13 protein-coding genes are annotated in these 15,618 nt (G+C 64.0%); 7 read left to right on the forward strand and 6 right to left on the reverse strand.

What is annotated here, in order from left to right; all coding sequences use genetic code 11:
- Position 1: 1 nt before the first annotated feature.
- Positions 2-343, reverse strand: coding sequence for a hypothetical protein (locus Msi02_RS18190; protein WP_204049469.1), 342 nt, complete (start codon positions 341-343; stop codon positions 2-4).
- Positions 344-519: 176 nt separating this feature from the next.
- Here Msi02_RS18190 and Msi02_RS18195 point away from each other — a divergent pair, with 176 nt between their 5' ends.
- The 3 genes from Msi02_RS18195 (at position 520) to Msi02_RS18205 (ending at position 7,541) form a co-directional block, all read left to right on the forward strand.
- The gene (locus Msi02_RS18195) at positions 520-1,419 is read left to right on the forward strand and encodes an NsdA family TPR-like regulatory protein (protein ID WP_204049470.1); all 900 of its coding nucleotides are present in this window, start codon (positions 520-522) and stop codon (positions 1,417-1,419) included.
- Positions 1,416-5,867, forward strand: a complete 4,452-nt coding sequence (locus tag Msi02_RS18200; protein ID WP_204049471.1) for an ATP-binding protein — start codon at positions 1,416-1,418, stop codon at positions 5,865-5,867. The genes Msi02_RS18195 and Msi02_RS18200 overlap by 4 nt, the downstream gene beginning before the upstream one ends.
- A gap of 1,377 nt (positions 5,868-7,244) precedes the next feature.
- Positions 7,245-7,541, forward strand: coding sequence for a hypothetical protein (locus Msi02_RS18205; protein WP_204049472.1), 297 nt, complete (start codon positions 7,245-7,247; stop codon positions 7,539-7,541).
- A gap of 276 nt (positions 7,542-7,817) precedes the next feature.
- Here the strand turns inward: Msi02_RS18205 and Msi02_RS18210 are convergent, their stop codons facing one another.
- Positions 7,818-8,252 carry a hypothetical protein gene (locus tag Msi02_RS18210; RefSeq protein WP_204049473.1) on the reverse strand — a complete coding sequence of 145 codons (435 nt, stop codon included), beginning with the start codon at positions 8,250-8,252 and terminating at the stop codon, positions 7,818-7,820.
- Positions 8,253-8,509: 257 nt separating this feature from the next.
- Here Msi02_RS18210 and Msi02_RS18215 point away from each other — a divergent pair, with 257 nt between their 5' ends.
- Together Msi02_RS18215 and Msi02_RS18220 are read left to right on the forward strand one after the other, a co-directional pair.
- A complete protein-coding gene (locus tag Msi02_RS18215; RefSeq protein ID WP_204049474.1) occupies positions 8,510-8,800 on the forward strand; it encodes a DUF6247 family protein in 291 nt (96 codons plus the stop codon).
- Between the two features lie 8 nt (positions 8,801-8,808).
- Positions 8,809-9,042, forward strand: a complete 234-nt coding sequence (locus Msi02_RS18220; protein WP_204049475.1) for a hypothetical protein — start codon at positions 8,809-8,811, stop codon at positions 9,040-9,042.
- Between the two features lie 709 nt (positions 9,043-9,751).
- Here the strand turns inward: Msi02_RS18220 and Msi02_RS18225 are convergent.
- The 4 genes from Msi02_RS18225 to Msi02_RS18240 all read right to left on the reverse strand — a co-directional run bounded on the left by Msi02_RS18225 (position 9,752) and on the right by Msi02_RS18240 (position 12,338).
- On the reverse strand, positions 9,752-10,234 hold the full coding sequence (locus Msi02_RS18225; RefSeq protein ID WP_204049476.1) for a hypothetical protein: 483 nt from the start codon (positions 10,232-10,234) through the stop codon (positions 9,752-9,754).
- Between the two features lie 196 nt (positions 10,235-10,430).
- Entirely contained in the window at positions 10,431-11,051 is a 621-nt protein-coding gene (locus Msi02_RS18230) for an isochorismatase family protein (protein ID WP_204049477.1), read from the reverse strand.
- Positions 11,052-11,133: 82 nt separating this feature from the next.
- Positions 11,134-11,544: an Imm10 family immunity protein gene (locus Msi02_RS18235; RefSeq protein ID WP_204049478.1), complete on the reverse strand. Its 411-nt coding sequence runs from the start codon at positions 11,542-11,544 to the stop codon at positions 11,134-11,136.
- A gap of 407 nt (positions 11,545-11,951) precedes the next feature.
- Positions 11,952-12,338, reverse strand: a complete 387-nt coding sequence (locus Msi02_RS18240; RefSeq protein ID WP_204049479.1) for a winged helix-turn-helix transcriptional regulator — start codon at positions 12,336-12,338, stop codon at positions 11,952-11,954.
- 104 nt (positions 12,339-12,442) lie between these two features.
- On the opposite strand from Msi02_RS18240, the gene Msi02_RS18245 reads away from it, so the two are divergent.
- Both Msi02_RS18245 and Msi02_RS18250 read left to right on the forward strand, forming a co-directional pair.
- Positions 12,443-13,066, forward strand: coding sequence for an NAD(P)-dependent oxidoreductase (locus tag Msi02_RS18245; protein ID WP_204049480.1), 624 nt, complete (start codon positions 12,443-12,445; stop codon positions 13,064-13,066).
- 116 nt (positions 13,067-13,182) lie between these two features.
- Positions 13,183-15,444, forward strand: a complete 2,262-nt coding sequence (locus tag Msi02_RS18250) for a catalase (RefSeq protein WP_204049481.1) — start codon at positions 13,183-13,185, stop codon at positions 15,442-15,444.
- Positions 15,445-15,618 lie beyond the last annotated feature (174 nt).

The raw sequence follows: 15,618 nt of genomic DNA on the forward strand, positions 1-15,618 counted from the left end.
GTCACGCCAGCCCTCCGCCGATGTGCCGGACGTGACCGTATGCGGCAGGCGTCATTTCGGCTTCACGCATCAGCTCGCGCAGCTCATCGAGGCTCGTCGCGTCGAGGATCAGCGGGTGGGGCACCGGCCAGGTGGCGATGGCATAGAACCGCCGACTCCCCAGACCGTAGGAGATGGCCCAGGCAGGCTCGACCTCGTCGAGACGGGCGGCGGCCAGCCGCTGCTCGGCGTCCCAGTACCGGCGATGAACCTCATCACTTGGGCGTCCCGTCGCTTGTCGTGCACTGGCATGCCGCCCCGCTTCGCTGCCCGGCTGTCCCGGACTGGTCTTAAGGTGAGCCACAGATCGCACCTCCAGTGTGCGGTTCAGGGACCCGTACGGCGGTGAGATCGCCTGCGGGTCCCGCTGTTCTTGGGCGTCGCTTCCATCACATCGCCGCAGACACACCCGCTGACAGTGCGAGTAAGGGAGACTGAAGGAGACATGCGAGCCCCCGAATCTCCCCCGAGGTGCACGCGATGCGCGATCTACCGGGCTGGGCGGCACGACTTCGCGCCGAACGACGGGAACGGCTGTGGACCCAGCGCGACATGGCCCGGCAACTCGCCGAAGCCGCCGACGCCCACAACCGTCTCCCCGAACGGGAATCCCTGATCGGCATGATCAAAGACTGGGAAGCGGGCAGACACCAGCCCAAGGACCCCTACCGCGTCCTGTACAGCAAAGCATTCGGCATCGAGGAGGCCGAGCTGTTCGGCGAGCCGCAGACGCCGGTGGGTCGCTCACCCGCCGAGATCCTCAACGCTCTGCTGCGCCAGCCCGACCCGCTCAGGCCCGCCACCGGCAGCAGGCGCCGACGGCTAGGGCAAAGCACCATCGAGAATCTGACGGCCCGAGTGCACGGCGTGCGCCTGGCCGACGACGTGATCGCCGGAAAGGACCTCATCCGGCCCGCCTTCCGAGAACTGGACGCCGCCGTGCGCGCCTACCGCCAGAGCACCTACACCGAAGCTGTCGGCCGGGCTCTACTGTCGATCATCGGGGAGACCGCCCAGATCGCGGGATGGGTGGCCAGCGACGCGGGAGAGCACCAGAAGGCGGCCCACACCTACCGGCTCGGCATCAGGGCCGCCCACGAAGCCGGAGACCGCACGCTTGAGTCCAACCTCATCGGTTCGCTCGCCTACCAGGTGGCGAACGTAGGCGACCCCCACGAGGCGACAGAGCTCGCGCGGACAGCCGTAGAGGTGGCCGGGCCCTCCGCACGGGACGAGTCCAGTATCTTCAAGATGGCTACTCGCGTTAGGCAGCACTACATTGACATGCGCCCAAACTGGTTCAATAAAAATCGGAGAAGAATTTTTCAAATGCTGATTCACGGCCTATTCCGGTTGGAGATTGGTGAGGAGGTATCGTGAGTCCACGAGCCGGCGGCGAGGCTGACAAGTTTGGCAACCGCTACGAAGGAGCCTGGACGGTACGGCACCTCCTGTTCGTGCTTGCCGGAAAAGCGGAATCAGTCACCGTCGAGGATTTTGGCGACTTGGCACAAGGCGTTGAGTTCACCTATCGTCGCCAAGACGCTATCGAGGTTCATCAGCTAAAGCGCCAGGACAGTAAAGCGAACAGCTGGACGGTAAAGTCTCTCCAGGATAAAGGAATCTGGAAGAATGCCCAGCATCATGTTGACGCCGGTAGAGACTTTCATTTCGTCTCGATCCTGCCTGCCGTAGCGCTGCAAAGCCTCGCGGATCGAGCAAGGCGGTCCGATAGTACCGGGTCGTTCGTGCGTGATTGGCTGACCAACAGGGAACTCCGAGACGCCTTCACCGACCTATGCTCGCCGGGAATCTTTGGATCGCAGGACGTTAGCTGGAAGGTGCTTCGAGGGTTCTGGATCGACTGGCCGAGCGAGCGAGATGTCGTTCAGACGAATGCCACGCTTGCCGAGTTGCAGTTGGAGGGCGCTACAGGCGTCCTGGCGGCTGCTGGACTGGGTGATTTGGTTGCCAACAACCTCGGCGTGCGGCTTGATGCCACCAAGATTGAAGCAGAACTGGGCAAATATGGCCTCCGGCGGACAGAAGTCAGGCGAGTAACTTCTATTGCCAACCAGGCTCGATCGCTCACCGAGAATTGGGCCGCTGGCGTCGAGCGTGAGTTCCTCCAGCCAGCCATTGAGCGCAGCGAGGCTCAACAACTTGCCGATTCGTTGGACGGCACAGACAGTCTGTTACTACTGACGGGCAAAGCGGGCGGCGGTAAGACTGCCGTGTTACACCAAGTACTTCGGACTCTTCAAACGACAGACACCTCCGTTCTCTGCTTCCGGATCGACCGCCTTGATCCTTTTGCCACAACGACCGAGTTGGGCAGCCGGATTGGTCTGGACGTTTCACCCGTCACAGCACTTGCGGCTATAGCAGGCAACCTCCCCTGCGTCCTCGTTGTCGATCAGTTGGATGCCGTGAGTCTCGCGTCGGGACGGACGCCGCGCAGTTTCGACGCTGTCGCAAGTCTGGTCCGAGAGGCATCGGCATTTCCCAACATGAAGGTATTGCTTGCTTGTCGGAAATTCGACGTGGAGAACGACTACCGCATCCGCGAGTTGCTGAACGACAAGCACTGCAAGCGAATCGAGGTCGCAGATCTTTCCGATACGCAGGTGGAGGAAGCGGTCGGAGCAATAGGATTAGACGTCTCGGCCCTCAGCGCACACCAACGAAACCTCCTCCGTTCCCCGCTGAACCTTGTCCTGCTTAGTAGCGTCGCCGACGACGCCGAGGCGCCTTCGTTTCAGACCACAAATCACCTGTTCGACGCTTTCTGGCGACGTAAACTCACCGATTGCGTCCAGAGGCGGGAGTCCGTCCGGTTCAACGAAGTAATTTCAACTCTCGCTGAAGCCATAAGTGCCCGCCAACACCTATCGGTTCCAGCAACGGTACTCGACAACGGGAATCTGTCGGTTGACGCAGATGTGCTCGTGTCGGAGCATGTGCTGGTTCGCGACGGTCAGCAAATCGCATTCTTCCACGAAGCATTTTTTGACTACGCTTTTGCTCGTGGCTGGATTGAGCGCAACCAGACGCTAGTCGAGTTTTTGACCGACGGTGAGCAGGAACTCTTTAGGCGAGCGCAAGTTCGGCAGATCATGAATCTTTTGCGGGACCTTGAGCCCGGCCGGTTTGCGGGTGAGGTCGAAGGTTTGCTACTGAGCCCGGACGTCCGCTACCACATCAAGGACGTTGCCATCGCCCTACTTGGTGGGTTGCCTAATCCGACGACACGCGAATGGGGAATGATCGCGGCCGTACTGGAGGAGCATCCAGCCTTCGAGAACCAACTGTGGCGCACCCTACGCGGAGTCGAGTGGTTCGAACGCCTTGATGCTGAAGGCTTGATTGAGGACTGGCTGGCTGGGGATGACGCGACCGAGCAATCGCGTGCGCTAGACGTGATGGTTGGCGTGGCCAAGCATGACCCTGATCGGCTGGCTCAGATCTTGCAGCCACACACGGATAGGGCGGCGTATCCGAGCTGGCTTCGCTGGGTTGTGCGGTTTGCTAACGTCTATGAGAGTCGGCCAATTTTTGAGCTACTGCTGGAGGCCGTCCGAAGCGGCGCATACGAGAGCGCGGAACATGAGCTATGGTTGTCAACTCATGATCTTGGCAAGCATCAACCGGCGTGGGCTGTCGAGTTGCTGGCCGCATACCTTGTTGATCGTCCAGGGGCTATGTCGCTCGATGCTGACGGAAAGGTAGCCGCGCTTCTCGATCGGGACCACAGCGTCATCAGCCTTGCTCAACAAGGAGCCCATGGAGCGCCGGAGACGTTCTGCGAAACCATTATCCCGTATATGTTGCGGGTGATGGCCGCCACGCCTCTTGAAAGCAAGCATAACCGCCCGTTGCGCGACAGACACTTCTCCTGGCGTTATCCGAACAATACCCCGCATGAACTAGAGGACGCCCTGCTAGACGGTGCTGCATCCGCCATACGACTTCATGTGGAGCATGATCTTACTGCGGCGCGGGCAATACTTGGCATCCTTGCCGCTGACCCTCACGATTCTGCACAGTGGCTCTTGTACCAGGGACTACAGAGTGCGGGTGAGCCACTTGCGCAATGGGCAGCGGATATTATGCTCGAAGGACCCCAACGGTTTATGAGTGGCTACATTGAGAACTCGGTGTGGGCCGCCCGTCAGGTCATCCATGCTACGAGTCGTTTTATCACCGAAGAATCGTTCCAGCAGGTTGAGGCGGCTATTCTCGCCCTGCGGTTCCCGTGGGAGAAGCAGCGACCGGGTTGGTACATGTTCAACCTGCTATCGGCAATGGATGAGGGCCGCCTCTCGGAGGTTGGCCGACGCCGCCTTGGCGAGTTGCGCAGAATGACCGGCATGGAACAGCCGCCAGAGCCGGAGGGAGTGACCGGTGGTTTCGTAGGTCCGCCGATCTCCCGCGATGCGGCCCAGAAGATGAATGACGACCAGTGGTTGGGCGCGATAGCCAAGCACAATGCAGAAAGAACGGACTGGCGAACTTTTACGGGAGGCGCGCAAGAGCAATCTCACGTGCTCAAAGACGAGGCCATAGGAGACCTTGGCCGATTTACACGTCTCGCGCTGCGATTCTCCGAGAGTACAAATCCTGCATACAGCGGAGCCATCCTTCTTGCGCTGGCTGACGCAGACCCACTCGCCGATCCGGCTCCAGTCTTCGACGCTGTCCGGCATATAGCCTCTCTCGGGCAAGCGGCGAACGACCGGTGGCTGGGCTGGGCGCTCCGGAAGTACCTCAAGGTCGTGCCCCAAGATCTCGTAGAGATGGTCGTTGACCGGGCGGTCAATGCGGCCGACCCAGTTGACGGGAGTCTGTCCGTTTCGCGATCCAACCGCGAATTCGCTGGAGGCGAGGATCTCTACACCTCCGGAATGAACTCGGCACGCGGCAGCTCTGCGGAGATACTGGGAGACCTCCTTGTTTACGATGTGGACGGCTCTCGGGCGGCCTTGATTGTGCCTGTTCTCGACCGTATGGCTGCGGACCCGTCCACCGCTGTACGCTCCTGCGTGGCACATGTCCTCCATGTTGCCATGCGTCATGATCGACCAAGAGCTTTGAGGGCGTTCAGTCAACTTGTCGATGCCGACGATATGCTACTGGCAACCCATACGGTCGGTCGGCTAATCGCCTATCTCGGCTACGAGAACCCTGACCTTGCCAAGCCGGTTATCGAACGCATGGTCAGGTCGTCGGTCTTTGAGACGCGAGAGGTTGGCGGGCAGCTGGCGGCGCTCGCGGCAATGCAGTGGGAGATGCCAGACCTGCTTGACTTCGTACTCGCCTCCGATGATCTCGCTCTTCGCAAAGGGGCTGCGGGTGCCTGCGCTCATCGACTCGCAAATACCTCTGACACGGTGGTCGCAAGGCGGGGGCTTGAGCAATTCATGCAGGATGGTCAAGGTGAGGTACGCAAGGCTGCCGCCGAAGTAGCGGGGGCATTGAGGGGACAGCGCCTACGACCGTATAGAGATGCGCTTAGGAGCCTTATCTCGTCGGCTGCGTTTAGTGACGCTCTCGCTCAGCTACTAATCACCCTGGACCGGGCTCCGGATAGGGTCGACGACCTCGTGTTGCAGTGCTCGCGACGCTTCGTTGAAGTCTTTGGCGTTGACTCCGGAGACATTCGTACTGGTGCCGCTGGGGATGCACGGCACGTCGGCGAGCTGTTGATTCGGGCTTATGCTCAGGCGACATCAAGGAATAGCCGATCGGCAGTTCTGGACTTGTTAGACCGGATGCTTGAGATCGGTGCATATGGCATTGCAGATATCGTGCGTGAGTCAGAGCGGTAAGCGTCCGATAGTCGATCTTAGCGCTTATGCTTGACTAATATTCATCTTCATCCATAATAGCCCGCTGAGAACAGGCGTGATCTTGCAGGTTGTACCTGTAGCGCGACTTTCCTGCCCAGTTGGATGCTGTGGTAATGGGGCGCGCGAATCTCGCATCTCCTTCTATTCCGCTATCATTCGCGGGAGAGGACGGGCCATTATGGTTCGGCACAAGAATGACTATGGATGCTGGGAGAACGTGGACCGTCTCCCGGTGCCGGGCTGCGCGTGCCTGAAGTGCTCGAACGCGGCCGACCGGGATGCGCAACGTTCGCAGCGGCGCCGGCGCGGTGACCGTGGCGGTCGAAGCAATTGGACTCCGGCAGGCTCCCAGCCGCCAGACGTCGGCACCGTCGCCGGCACCGATCACGTTGCGTCGTTTAAGACGGGCGGCCCCAGCGGCGATGACACGCTGATCGCCGACGGCGACTACTCCGATGATCCAGAGGGGTTCGATGGCACTTTGGGTAACCGTGGTCACGACCACCACGGTCCGTGGGGCAGTCAGGGTCGGGGCAGGTACACCGGCCCCGGCAGCTGAACCGGACAACCGCGTGGGCCAAGAACTACTCTTGGCCCACGCGGGCAACAAAACAGGAACGCGCGGTGCCGCGTCGTATTCCGCGACGATCCGCAGTTTGTACTCGGCCGAGAAGCGCCGGCGCTTTGGTCGATCAGCCCGAGGCCCCCGGCCTCCAGGTCGTGCTTCGTCATCGTCACAGCCTGCTACACCTAGTCTCGCCCTACTCATACCACACTGAGTCCTTCGCCCTGTGTGTCCCAGTTGAGCTTGGCACGGAGGGATCTGGCAGGAAGGAAGGTTAACTGCCAGCATGGTCTTGTGTCTGAGGACTGTATCCACGAGATGGCAGTGGAGACATGTGGGCTTTGCCGACCCAGGGCCGGTCAGATAGACCTCCATGCCTCGGGGGTGGGCCGCGGAGCCATCTCTCCCTTCGAGGGCGAGATCGTCAGGGTCGAGCACATCGAGGGTGACGCCTACGGGCTCGTGCCTTCAGACGGCGAGGTCTTCTGCGCAGGTTCTGGCCGCGTTCTTCATCACCGCGCTGACTGTTCTTCGTTGGTCGACACGCCTGCCGAACGTCTCATGCGGTACCCCGACCAGGATGGCATGACCTGGTGGAGGCTCACACAGATTCCCTGGCAACAAGGACATGGGATCGCGCGCCGGCAAGAGCGCGCCCGAGAACTTGGCCTCCTGAACGCAGAGGGTAGGCCGGTCAGTTCTACCTGCGACGAGTGCGCCTTACGTCCTCGTGTTGAGCGGACCCGTTAGCTCTGGATCGGAACTCATCGTTGCTCTGGAGGAGGGGAAGCGTGAATGAGACCGAGCGCCGGTTCCACCGGGCGATGGTCGAGATTTATCAGACTGCGAAGAGGGATCTCGGGTACAACGCGACGCGCTTCATCCAGATGGTCTCGGAACGCGGTGGACTCGCCACCGCAAGGCAACTTCTGTGGAGCGACCAGATCTCGGATGGCTTCGAAACCCTCCGGAGCCACGGGCGCCTTGATCTAACCGTGGAGGCACACGTGCTGAAGCTGGAGTTTGCGGAGCTCTTCACGGGCGAGGACAGGCAACGCGCGCGAGACAGGCTAGACCTATTTCAGTGATCAGCGAGGAGAGCTCTGCCACCACCTGACGAGTCAGCGAGAAGTCAGCAAGACGGCTGACGATGGATCGCGCTACACGTCACCCATGAGAACTGCCAGCCGAGGCAGGACTACTTCATGGCAGCCGCTGGCACCCCTGATGAAGGCCGACGAGTATTCACACCGAAGAGGTTACTGGTTCGATCCCAGTATCGCCCACCACGTTCGTGGCGCTTTCGTCTTGCCTGAGTGACTACCGTTCCGGTGACCCGGCATTCCATGGATTGGTCGCGGCGGTCAGTCCATCCAGTGGAACCAGACGTCGAAGATCGAATAGTGCGGCCCGTCGTCGAGGTTCGTGTCGATCTTCAGGTGGGGCAAGGCCGGCCGGCTGAGGAGGTGAGGGCTGACGAGAGTGATGCGGTGCCGATCCAGGACCTGGGAGATCTGTTGGCAGCCTTCCTCCCATCCGGGGATCGGCATGTCGGTGACGGCATCGAGCATTGGCCTGGAGTGGTACCCGCGACCGTCGGGGTGATGGGAGGGCTCGCCGGGCGACAGGATGCGGGCGATCGGGGCGAGGCGGCACAACGCCACTGGCAATCCTTCAGCCGTCGTACAGCCGTCTGGATCGACTCGACGCGCGGATCCGTCTCGCCGGGTCATGAAGACGTCCACAAATGACGCGTAGCCGGAGCCGTAGTGTCCGAACTCCGCGTGCTCAACCACCAATCCGGGACTCGATTGAGATCGGCCACCACCTGACGCAGGTAGCCCTCCACGGCCTCGGCTCCACCCGCCCAGGCGCCCTCGCCGCATGCCGACTCGTCCTGGGAGGCGCGGATCTGCGAGTTGGGATCGAGGAGGAGGGCCTCGACGTCCCCGGGGTGATCGTCCTTGCGCATGCCGACAGTCTGCCGGGACGACGTGAGTCGATCGAAGTGGCGGAACATTCGGGGTGCCCCAGGCTGCGGCGGTAGCCTGATGGCATGACTGCTGAGCCGGTACATCACGCCGAGGACGACCCTGCGGAGATCTTGCGTGTGCTGCCGGAGCGGTGGCATGAGCAGTTTCTCAGCGAGTATCACAGCGCGTTGGATGCGGCCCACGAGGTATGGCGGTTCCAGCAACTTCGTGAGTTGTTGCGTGTGTGGCGGCTACATGCGGCTGCGGTGTCCAATCCGGACTTCGCTCGGGCCGAGCAAGCGGTTCGTGAGAATCGGCGCGATGAGTTCGTTTCGATGGAGGACGCTTTTCCTGGTTGGGCCGACCACCGATGAGCTACCGCGTGAAGCTTCACGTGGCGGCGTTGTCTCAGATGAAGGGTCTTCCAGAGGAGGCGCTCGATGCTCTGATCTTGCGCACGACGGATCTCGTGGAAGAGCCTTGGGATGCGCGCGCCCTCTACAAGGACGAGCCTGAATTCCGCATGAGCACCTTCGGGGATTTTGGCGTCTTGTACTTCAAGGTGGACGAGGCCGAGGAACTCATCACGATCTTTAATGTGACGTGGGCGGGGTAACTCGAGACGTAGAGCCGCGTTGCGTCCGGTGGTCCGCCTGGGTGACGAACTGAGTGACAACGGCCACGGACGCCCGTAGAACCGTACGGACGTCCGTGGCCGGTCAGCCCAGGTCAACGCCCCTTCAATGGCACGTCGGCGATGTGGCCGATCTGCTTCACACCGAAGAGGTCACTGGTTCGATCCCAGTATCGCCCACACGATCAAGGCCCGTCGGAGTCCACCACTCCAACGGGCCTTTTCGCTGTTCAAAGCTTTGGCGCTAGCTCGGGTCCTCCTCGCCTTGGAGATCAACGACGAGCAGCTGTTCGGTTTCTGGGGCAGAAGTCAGCGAAGACCGCCCGAGCCCTGCCGTAGCGGTCGCGCGAGGAGTGCGTGCAACGGTTGAGCGTCGTGTACATCTGCTCGCGCCCCAGGAGGCGTGCCACGTCGCTCACGGGGACACCGCCGGAGACGAGCACGTGGCGTTGGGTGCCGCAGATCGTGGAACCGCAGCCCCTCGGCCGCGCGCTTGGCGACGTGCGCCACGGCCTCTCGGTGGGTCGGGAACTCCTCGCGGTGTAACCATGACCAGGTTGACGTACATCGCGAGGCCAGCCTTGCCCCTCCGTTCCCGGTCCGCCGCCGCTCCGCGGTGGGGCGACGGCGCACGAGGGGATCAGTCAGGGGTCACGTATCATGACCGCCTGCCTCCCGTAGTTCTCGCTGTTCAGGGGCATGTGGTCGGTCGGCCCTCTGGGGAGGGCTGAACGGCCTCCGAGGGCGACCAGAACTGCAACTTGAACAGGGCGAAGCCGATGATGTCCGCGGTGAAATTCTCGTGGCTGAGGAGCTTGCGGTGGACTCTGACCTGCCACTCGTGATCACGGCGGCCGAGATCGAACTCCTCATACTCAGTGGTGTCTCCCTGATAGCCGCTGAGCGCCAAGACCTTCCCGGAGGTCAGGTGAACACTTCCCGACCAGCTCTCATCCCAGTCCGAGGCAGGTGGCTCGCCGTCCCAGAGTTCGTATTCAATGAGAGCGTGCTCACACCGGGTGGCGCTGAGTGCGATTCCGTCGGGGCCCCTGGAGATCCACATGTCCCGGGGGAGGAGGCCGGCGACGCTCCACGGCGCTTCGACGTCTGCAACCCCCTTCAGGTACCGCTCTATCTTCTGAGGATCGAGAAGCCTCTTGATGATCTCTGCCATGGCACTCCCTGGTACGTACGGTTCCATGCGTACCGATCATGACGAACAGGACTGACACATTCAGGCGGCCCAAGAGGCAAGCAGGGCGCTCCCTGCGTCGGTCGTTGGTAGCTCAGGGTCGTCAGCGAACCTGCTCACACGAGAGCACAGCGGAGATCAGCGGATGCCATCGTCGTAGTATCTGACAGCACTGCTCTCACTCCAGTGCTGCCACGACCTCGGCGGTGGTGCTGACCGTGGCGATGCGCGGGAAGATGTAGTCGAAGGCGAACTCGTGGGCGTGTGCGTCGAGTGCGGTGACCGCGTCCTCGGGCAGGATCACCTTGAAGCCGAACTCGTCGGCGAAGCGCGCGGTCTGCTCGACGCCGAAGTTCGTGGCGATCCCGGTGATGATCAGGGTGTCGATGGCATGCTCACGCAATGCCTCCTCCAGCCCGGTGTTGTGAAATGCGCCCCAGGTGCGCTTCACGATCTCCAGGTCACCGAACACCCCTTCCACCAGCTCGCTGCCCGGTGGCTGCTCCGCGATGCCTGGCCGTTCGACCCGCACGGCGACAACGAGACCCCCTGCCTTTCTCACCGCGTCGGCCAGAGCGAGGGAGCGGGCGACCACGTCGGATCCGGCGTGTGGTGCGGTGGGCTGCTCGACGATGCGCGTCATCAGATCGATGAGGAGCAACGCGGTACGGCGAGGATCCAGTCTCTCCATGATCGGCATGGTAGCGATCCCAGATTCGGTCTCGATCCTGTGGATCCGGATGGCGGTTGCCATCGCCTTGGCGGCCAACCGTGGCGTCGACCGGCGATTCTTGATCACGCGTTCGCCCTGTCCTCAGGATGCGGGGATGCGCCGAAATGTGCTTGTCGATGAGAATGCGGGCGGCGGAGCCGGGTCGATCTCACAGGTCGACAAGCACCGGTCTTGCGTCTGCTCTTCCATAGCTGAATATGCTGCGGAGCACCTCACGCATACGGTTCACGTCGGCCTCGGGGACGTCCAACACCGCTTCGATTACCGGGTCGTCCAAACCGAGATCCTGCAGAGCAGCGGGGTCGAGCACAACGCGCAATGTGTCATCGCGAATAGCGACTTCTCGAACGCAACCGTAGGCGGTGCCCTGATCGGCGGTGACCAGGCAGTAGGTGTCCAGGCCGAGATCCACGTCCTGATCGTCAGCCTCTTCGATGCCGCTCATGAAGACCAGAGTGAAGCCGGTGCCATCCTCGAATTCTGCTACTCCGGCGTCGCGGTAATCCTCATCGAGCTCTTCGTCTCCGCCGGCTGCGCGGGCGGTGAATCGGTAGGTCACGCAGGGGTTATATCAGTCGGCTGGCTCACTGATGCCTGATCGCTGATAAGGATGGAAGATCTACGCATAACCGTCTGGATCGAGCAATCGAAGCTCCGGCGCCGGCGCGGCCAGACGGTCACGACGCACGGGGAGATCAGCTCGTTTCGGCGGGAATGCCGCTGACCATTCCGGCCGGGCGGTCGTCGATCACGGCGATGACATTGTGGGAGCCGGGAATCGCCAGGCGGCCCCCTCGCGGTCGCCTCCCTCTGCCACTCCGACAATGTCGAGCCGAACGCCTGCGGCGCCTCGGCAAGCGCGGCGAGCCGCACCTCGCGCCAGATCGGCCAGTCGTCTTCGTTCAGGACACGTAGTTCGATCACTGTCAGACCGTGCCCGACAGGCGGCCACGGCGCCAACCGGTGTCAGCCGGCGCGGTCGAGGCGGGCGGCGTCGTCGTACGCCTCGCGGGCGTCGAGCAGTTCGTCCCAGTGCTCCGCCACCCAGGCGTAGGCGACCGCCAGCGGTTCGAGCAGGCTGCGGCCGAGCGGGGTCAGTTCGTACTCGACATGCGGGGTGGCCTCGGCGTAGACGGTGCGCAGGACCAGACCGTCCCGTTCGAGGGACCGCAGCGACTGGGTGAGGACCTTGGGCGTGACGCGGTTCAGCGGCACGCGTAGCTCGGAGAACCGGCGCGGCCCGTGCTCCAGGCAGTGGATGATGAGCGGCGCCCACTTGTCACCGAATCGGATCGGATTGAGCGAGGACGGACACAGCTCGTCGAACATGTCGGCGGGCAGGGGTTCCCTCATGGCCTCACGATAACCGGTATCCCGGCGGTAACCGCGGCTCCGGATAGCGTCCGGGCATCGGCCGGGCACACGGGCTCCGGCCATCTGGTGAGAGGTGGTTCGCCATGAACATCGTGATCTTCGGAGCGGGTGGCCGGGCCGGGCGGCAGGCGGTCGCGGAGGCGCGCCGGCGTGGTCACCAGGTCACCGCCGTGGTGCGCGACCCCGCAGGCCACGGCGACCTGGGCGACGTGCGGGTGGTGGCGGGCGACGTCACGGACCCGGTGAGCGTCGAGCGCGCGGCCGCCGGGCATGACGCGGCCATCAGCGCCGCCGCGGACCTGTCCGTGTCACCGCACGACTTCTTCACCGCGTCGGCTCGCGCCCTGTCCACCGGCCTGGAGAAGGCGGGCGTACCCCGCCTGGTGGTGGTCGGTCTCGCATCGGTCCTGCCCGGGGCGTCCGGTGCTCCCCTGATGGACGAGCCCGGCTACCCCAACGAGTACCGCGCCTTCTCCCTCGGCCACGCCGCAGGCCTCGAGGAGCTTCGGACCTGCGACCTGGACTGGGCGTACGTGGCGCCAGCGGGCGACTTCGACCATGACGGCAGGCCCGCCGGCCGGTATCTGCTCGCCGATCACGGCGACATGGCCAGCCGGATCACGTACGCGGACTTCGCGATCGCGCTGCTCGACGAGGTCGAGGCACCCCGCCACCACCGCGCCGCCGTCAGCATCCGGGAGGCATGACGCCCGCGGCGCACGACCACCGGGGCGTCCGGCGACGCGGGCGCATGTTTCGGTCTCCTACCTGCGGGTACTGCGGCGCGGACGTGCCCGTACCGCTCCACGGAGGAACTCGCCGAATGGATGCCAGCAAGCCTGCCAAGGCCGTCAAGGACGTCGTGGAGAACGCCGCCGAGAAGGTGGCCGACTTCCTGACGCCGGACGTTCCCGGCTCGCCGGGCAGCGCCCCGGCGACCGTCGAGGAGCCGACGACGCCACGCGACCCGCTGCCGCCGAAGAAGGAACAGGGCGCTCCCGCGACCGTCACGCCAACCGGAGCGGAGACCGGCGCGCCCGCCACGTCCAAGGGCCAGCAGGGCGCCCACCTCACCACCGCGCAGGGGGCGCGGCTGCGCGACACCGACCACTCGCTGAAGGCGGGCGAGCGCGGCCCGACCCTACTGCAGGACCACCACCTGCGCGAGAAGATCACGCACTTCGACCACGAGCGCATCCCCGAGCGCGTCGTCCACGCCCGAGGCGCCGGCGCGCACGGCGTGTTCGAGGCGTACGGCACCGCCTCGGCGGTGACCAGGGCCGGCTTCCTCAAGAAGGGGAAGAAGACCGACGTCTTCGTGCGGTTCTCCACCGTCCTCGGGTCGCGCGGATCGGCCGACACGGTCCGCGACACCCGCGGCTTCGCCACGAAGTTCTACACCGACGAGGGCACCTTCGACCTCGTCGCCAACAACATCCCGGTGTTCTTCATCCAGGACGGCATCAAGTTCCCCGACGTCATCCACGCGGGCAAGCCGCACCCGGACAGGGAGATCCCCCAGGCGCAGAGCGCGCACGACACGTTCTGGGACTTCGTCTCCCTGCACACCGAGGCGCAGCACCACACCATGTGGAACATGTCCGACCGCGGGATCCCGCGTTCCTTCCGGATGATGGAGGGCTTCGGCGTCCACACCTTCCGGCTGGTCAACGAGGCCGGGGAGACGGTGCTGGTCAAGTTCCACTGGAAGCCCAAGCTCGGGGTGCACTCCCTGACCTGGGAAGAGGCGCAGATGCTCGGCGGGATGGACCCGGACTTCCACCGCCGCGACCTGTACGACGCGATCGAGGCCGGCGCCTACCCCGAGTGGGAACTCGGCATCCAGGTGTTCCCCGACACCGCCGACCAGACCTTCGAGGGCATCGACCTGCTCGACCCGACCAAGATCGTGCCCGAGGAGCTCGCGCCGGTGCAGCCCATCGGGAGGATGACGCTCAACCGGACGCCCACGAACTTCTTCGCCGAGGTCGAGCAGGTCGCCTTCCACCCCGGCCACCTGCCGCCGGGCATCGACGTCACCAACGACCCGTTGCTGCAGGCACGGCTGTTCTCCTATCTCGACACGCAGATCACCCGGCTGGGCGGCCCGAACTTCGCGCAGATCCCGGTCAACCGGCCGCACTGCCCGGTCAACGACATGTTCCGGGACGGCTTCCACCAGCACGCCGTGCACGCCGGGGTCGCGCCGTACCGGCCGAACTCCCTGGACGGCGGCAACCCGTTCGTCGCCGGCGACGCCGAGAACGCGTTCGTCGACACACCGGTCGAGGTCGCCCGGGCGAGGAAGGTCCGCGCGAACCCGGTGTCCTTCGACGACCACTTCAGCCAGGCCCGCCTGTTCTGGCTGAGCATGTCACCGGTGGAGAAGGAGCACATCATCCGCGCATACACCTTCGAGCTGGGCAAGTGCTACGAGCAGGCGATCAAGGAGCGTCAGCTCCAGTGCCTGGCGAACATCGACCCGGTCCTCTGCCGGGAGGTCGCCACCGGGCTGGGCCTTCCCGCGCCCGAGCCGGCCCTGCCGCTCGCCGACCCGGCGCCGAGCCCCGCGCTCTCGCAGGTGGGCAAGGAGTGGCCGTCCGACGGCCGCATCGTCGGCATCGTCGTGGACGACGGCGCCGACCTCGACGGCGTACGCGACCTGCGCAGGGCCGTGTTCGCCGCCGGCATGGTGCCGCTGCTGATCGCACCGCACGGCGGCATGCTGGGCGACATGCCCGTGCAGCGGACCTTCGCCACCGCCCGGTCGATCGAGTTCGACGCCCTGCTGGTGGCGGCCGCGCCGGCGCCGGCCCCCGACGCGCTGCCCGCGCGCGACGCAAAGGCGGGCGCCGGCGACACCGCCGCGGTCGACCCGCGGGTGACGCTCATGATCGAGGAGTGCTGGTGGCACGCCAAGGCGATCGGCGCCTGGGGCGCGGGCGCGAAGCTGCTCGCACAGGCCGGAGTCTCCGGCACACCGGGCGTGGTCTCCGGTGACTCCGCGACGGAGGTCTTCACCGCCGTGCAGCGGCTGATGGCCGCCCACCGCGTCTGGGAGCGGTTCCCCACCTCGGTGGCCTGACGGACGCTCCACATCGGACGTCGGAAGGGCCTCCTCCCTCGATCCACGACCGGGGGAGGAGGCCCTGGCGAAACCGACGGTCCGGCAGACGTGGTGAGGGGCCGGTAACGCCCTCGCAATAAGAAACATCGCAGTAACACTCCCGAATACGCCATGAAACGGCCAACGGTGAGT

It is taken from the genome of Microbispora siamensis (assembly GCF_016863095.1).
GTDB lineage: Bacteria > Actinomycetota > Actinomycetes > Streptosporangiales > Streptosporangiaceae > Microbispora > Microbispora siamensis.

What these genes read in the sequence shown, in the direction of transcription:
- Msi02_RS18195 (WP_204049470.1), top strand. Translation starts at nt 520, where the DNA reads ATGCGCGATCTACCGGGCTGGGCGGCACGACTTCGCGCCGAACGACGG.
- Msi02_RS18215 (WP_204049474.1), top strand. Translation starts at nt 8,510, where the DNA reads ATGACTGCTGAGCCGGTACATCACGCCGAGGACGACCCTGCGGAGATC.
- Msi02_RS18225 (WP_204049476.1), bottom strand. Translation starts at nt 10,234, where the DNA reads ATGGCAGAGATCATCAAGAGGCTTCTCGATCCTCAGAAGATAGAGCGG.
- Msi02_RS18240 (WP_204049479.1), bottom strand. Translation starts at nt 12,338, where the DNA reads ATGAGGGAACCCCTGCCCGCCGACATGTTCGACGAGCTGTGTCCGTCC.
- Msi02_RS18245 (WP_204049480.1), top strand. Translation starts at nt 12,443, where the DNA reads ATGAACATCGTGATCTTCGGAGCGGGTGGCCGGGCCGGGCGGCAGGCG.
- Msi02_RS18250 (WP_204049481.1), top strand. Translation starts at nt 13,183, where the DNA reads ATGGATGCCAGCAAGCCTGCCAAGGCCGTCAAGGACGTCGTGGAGAAC.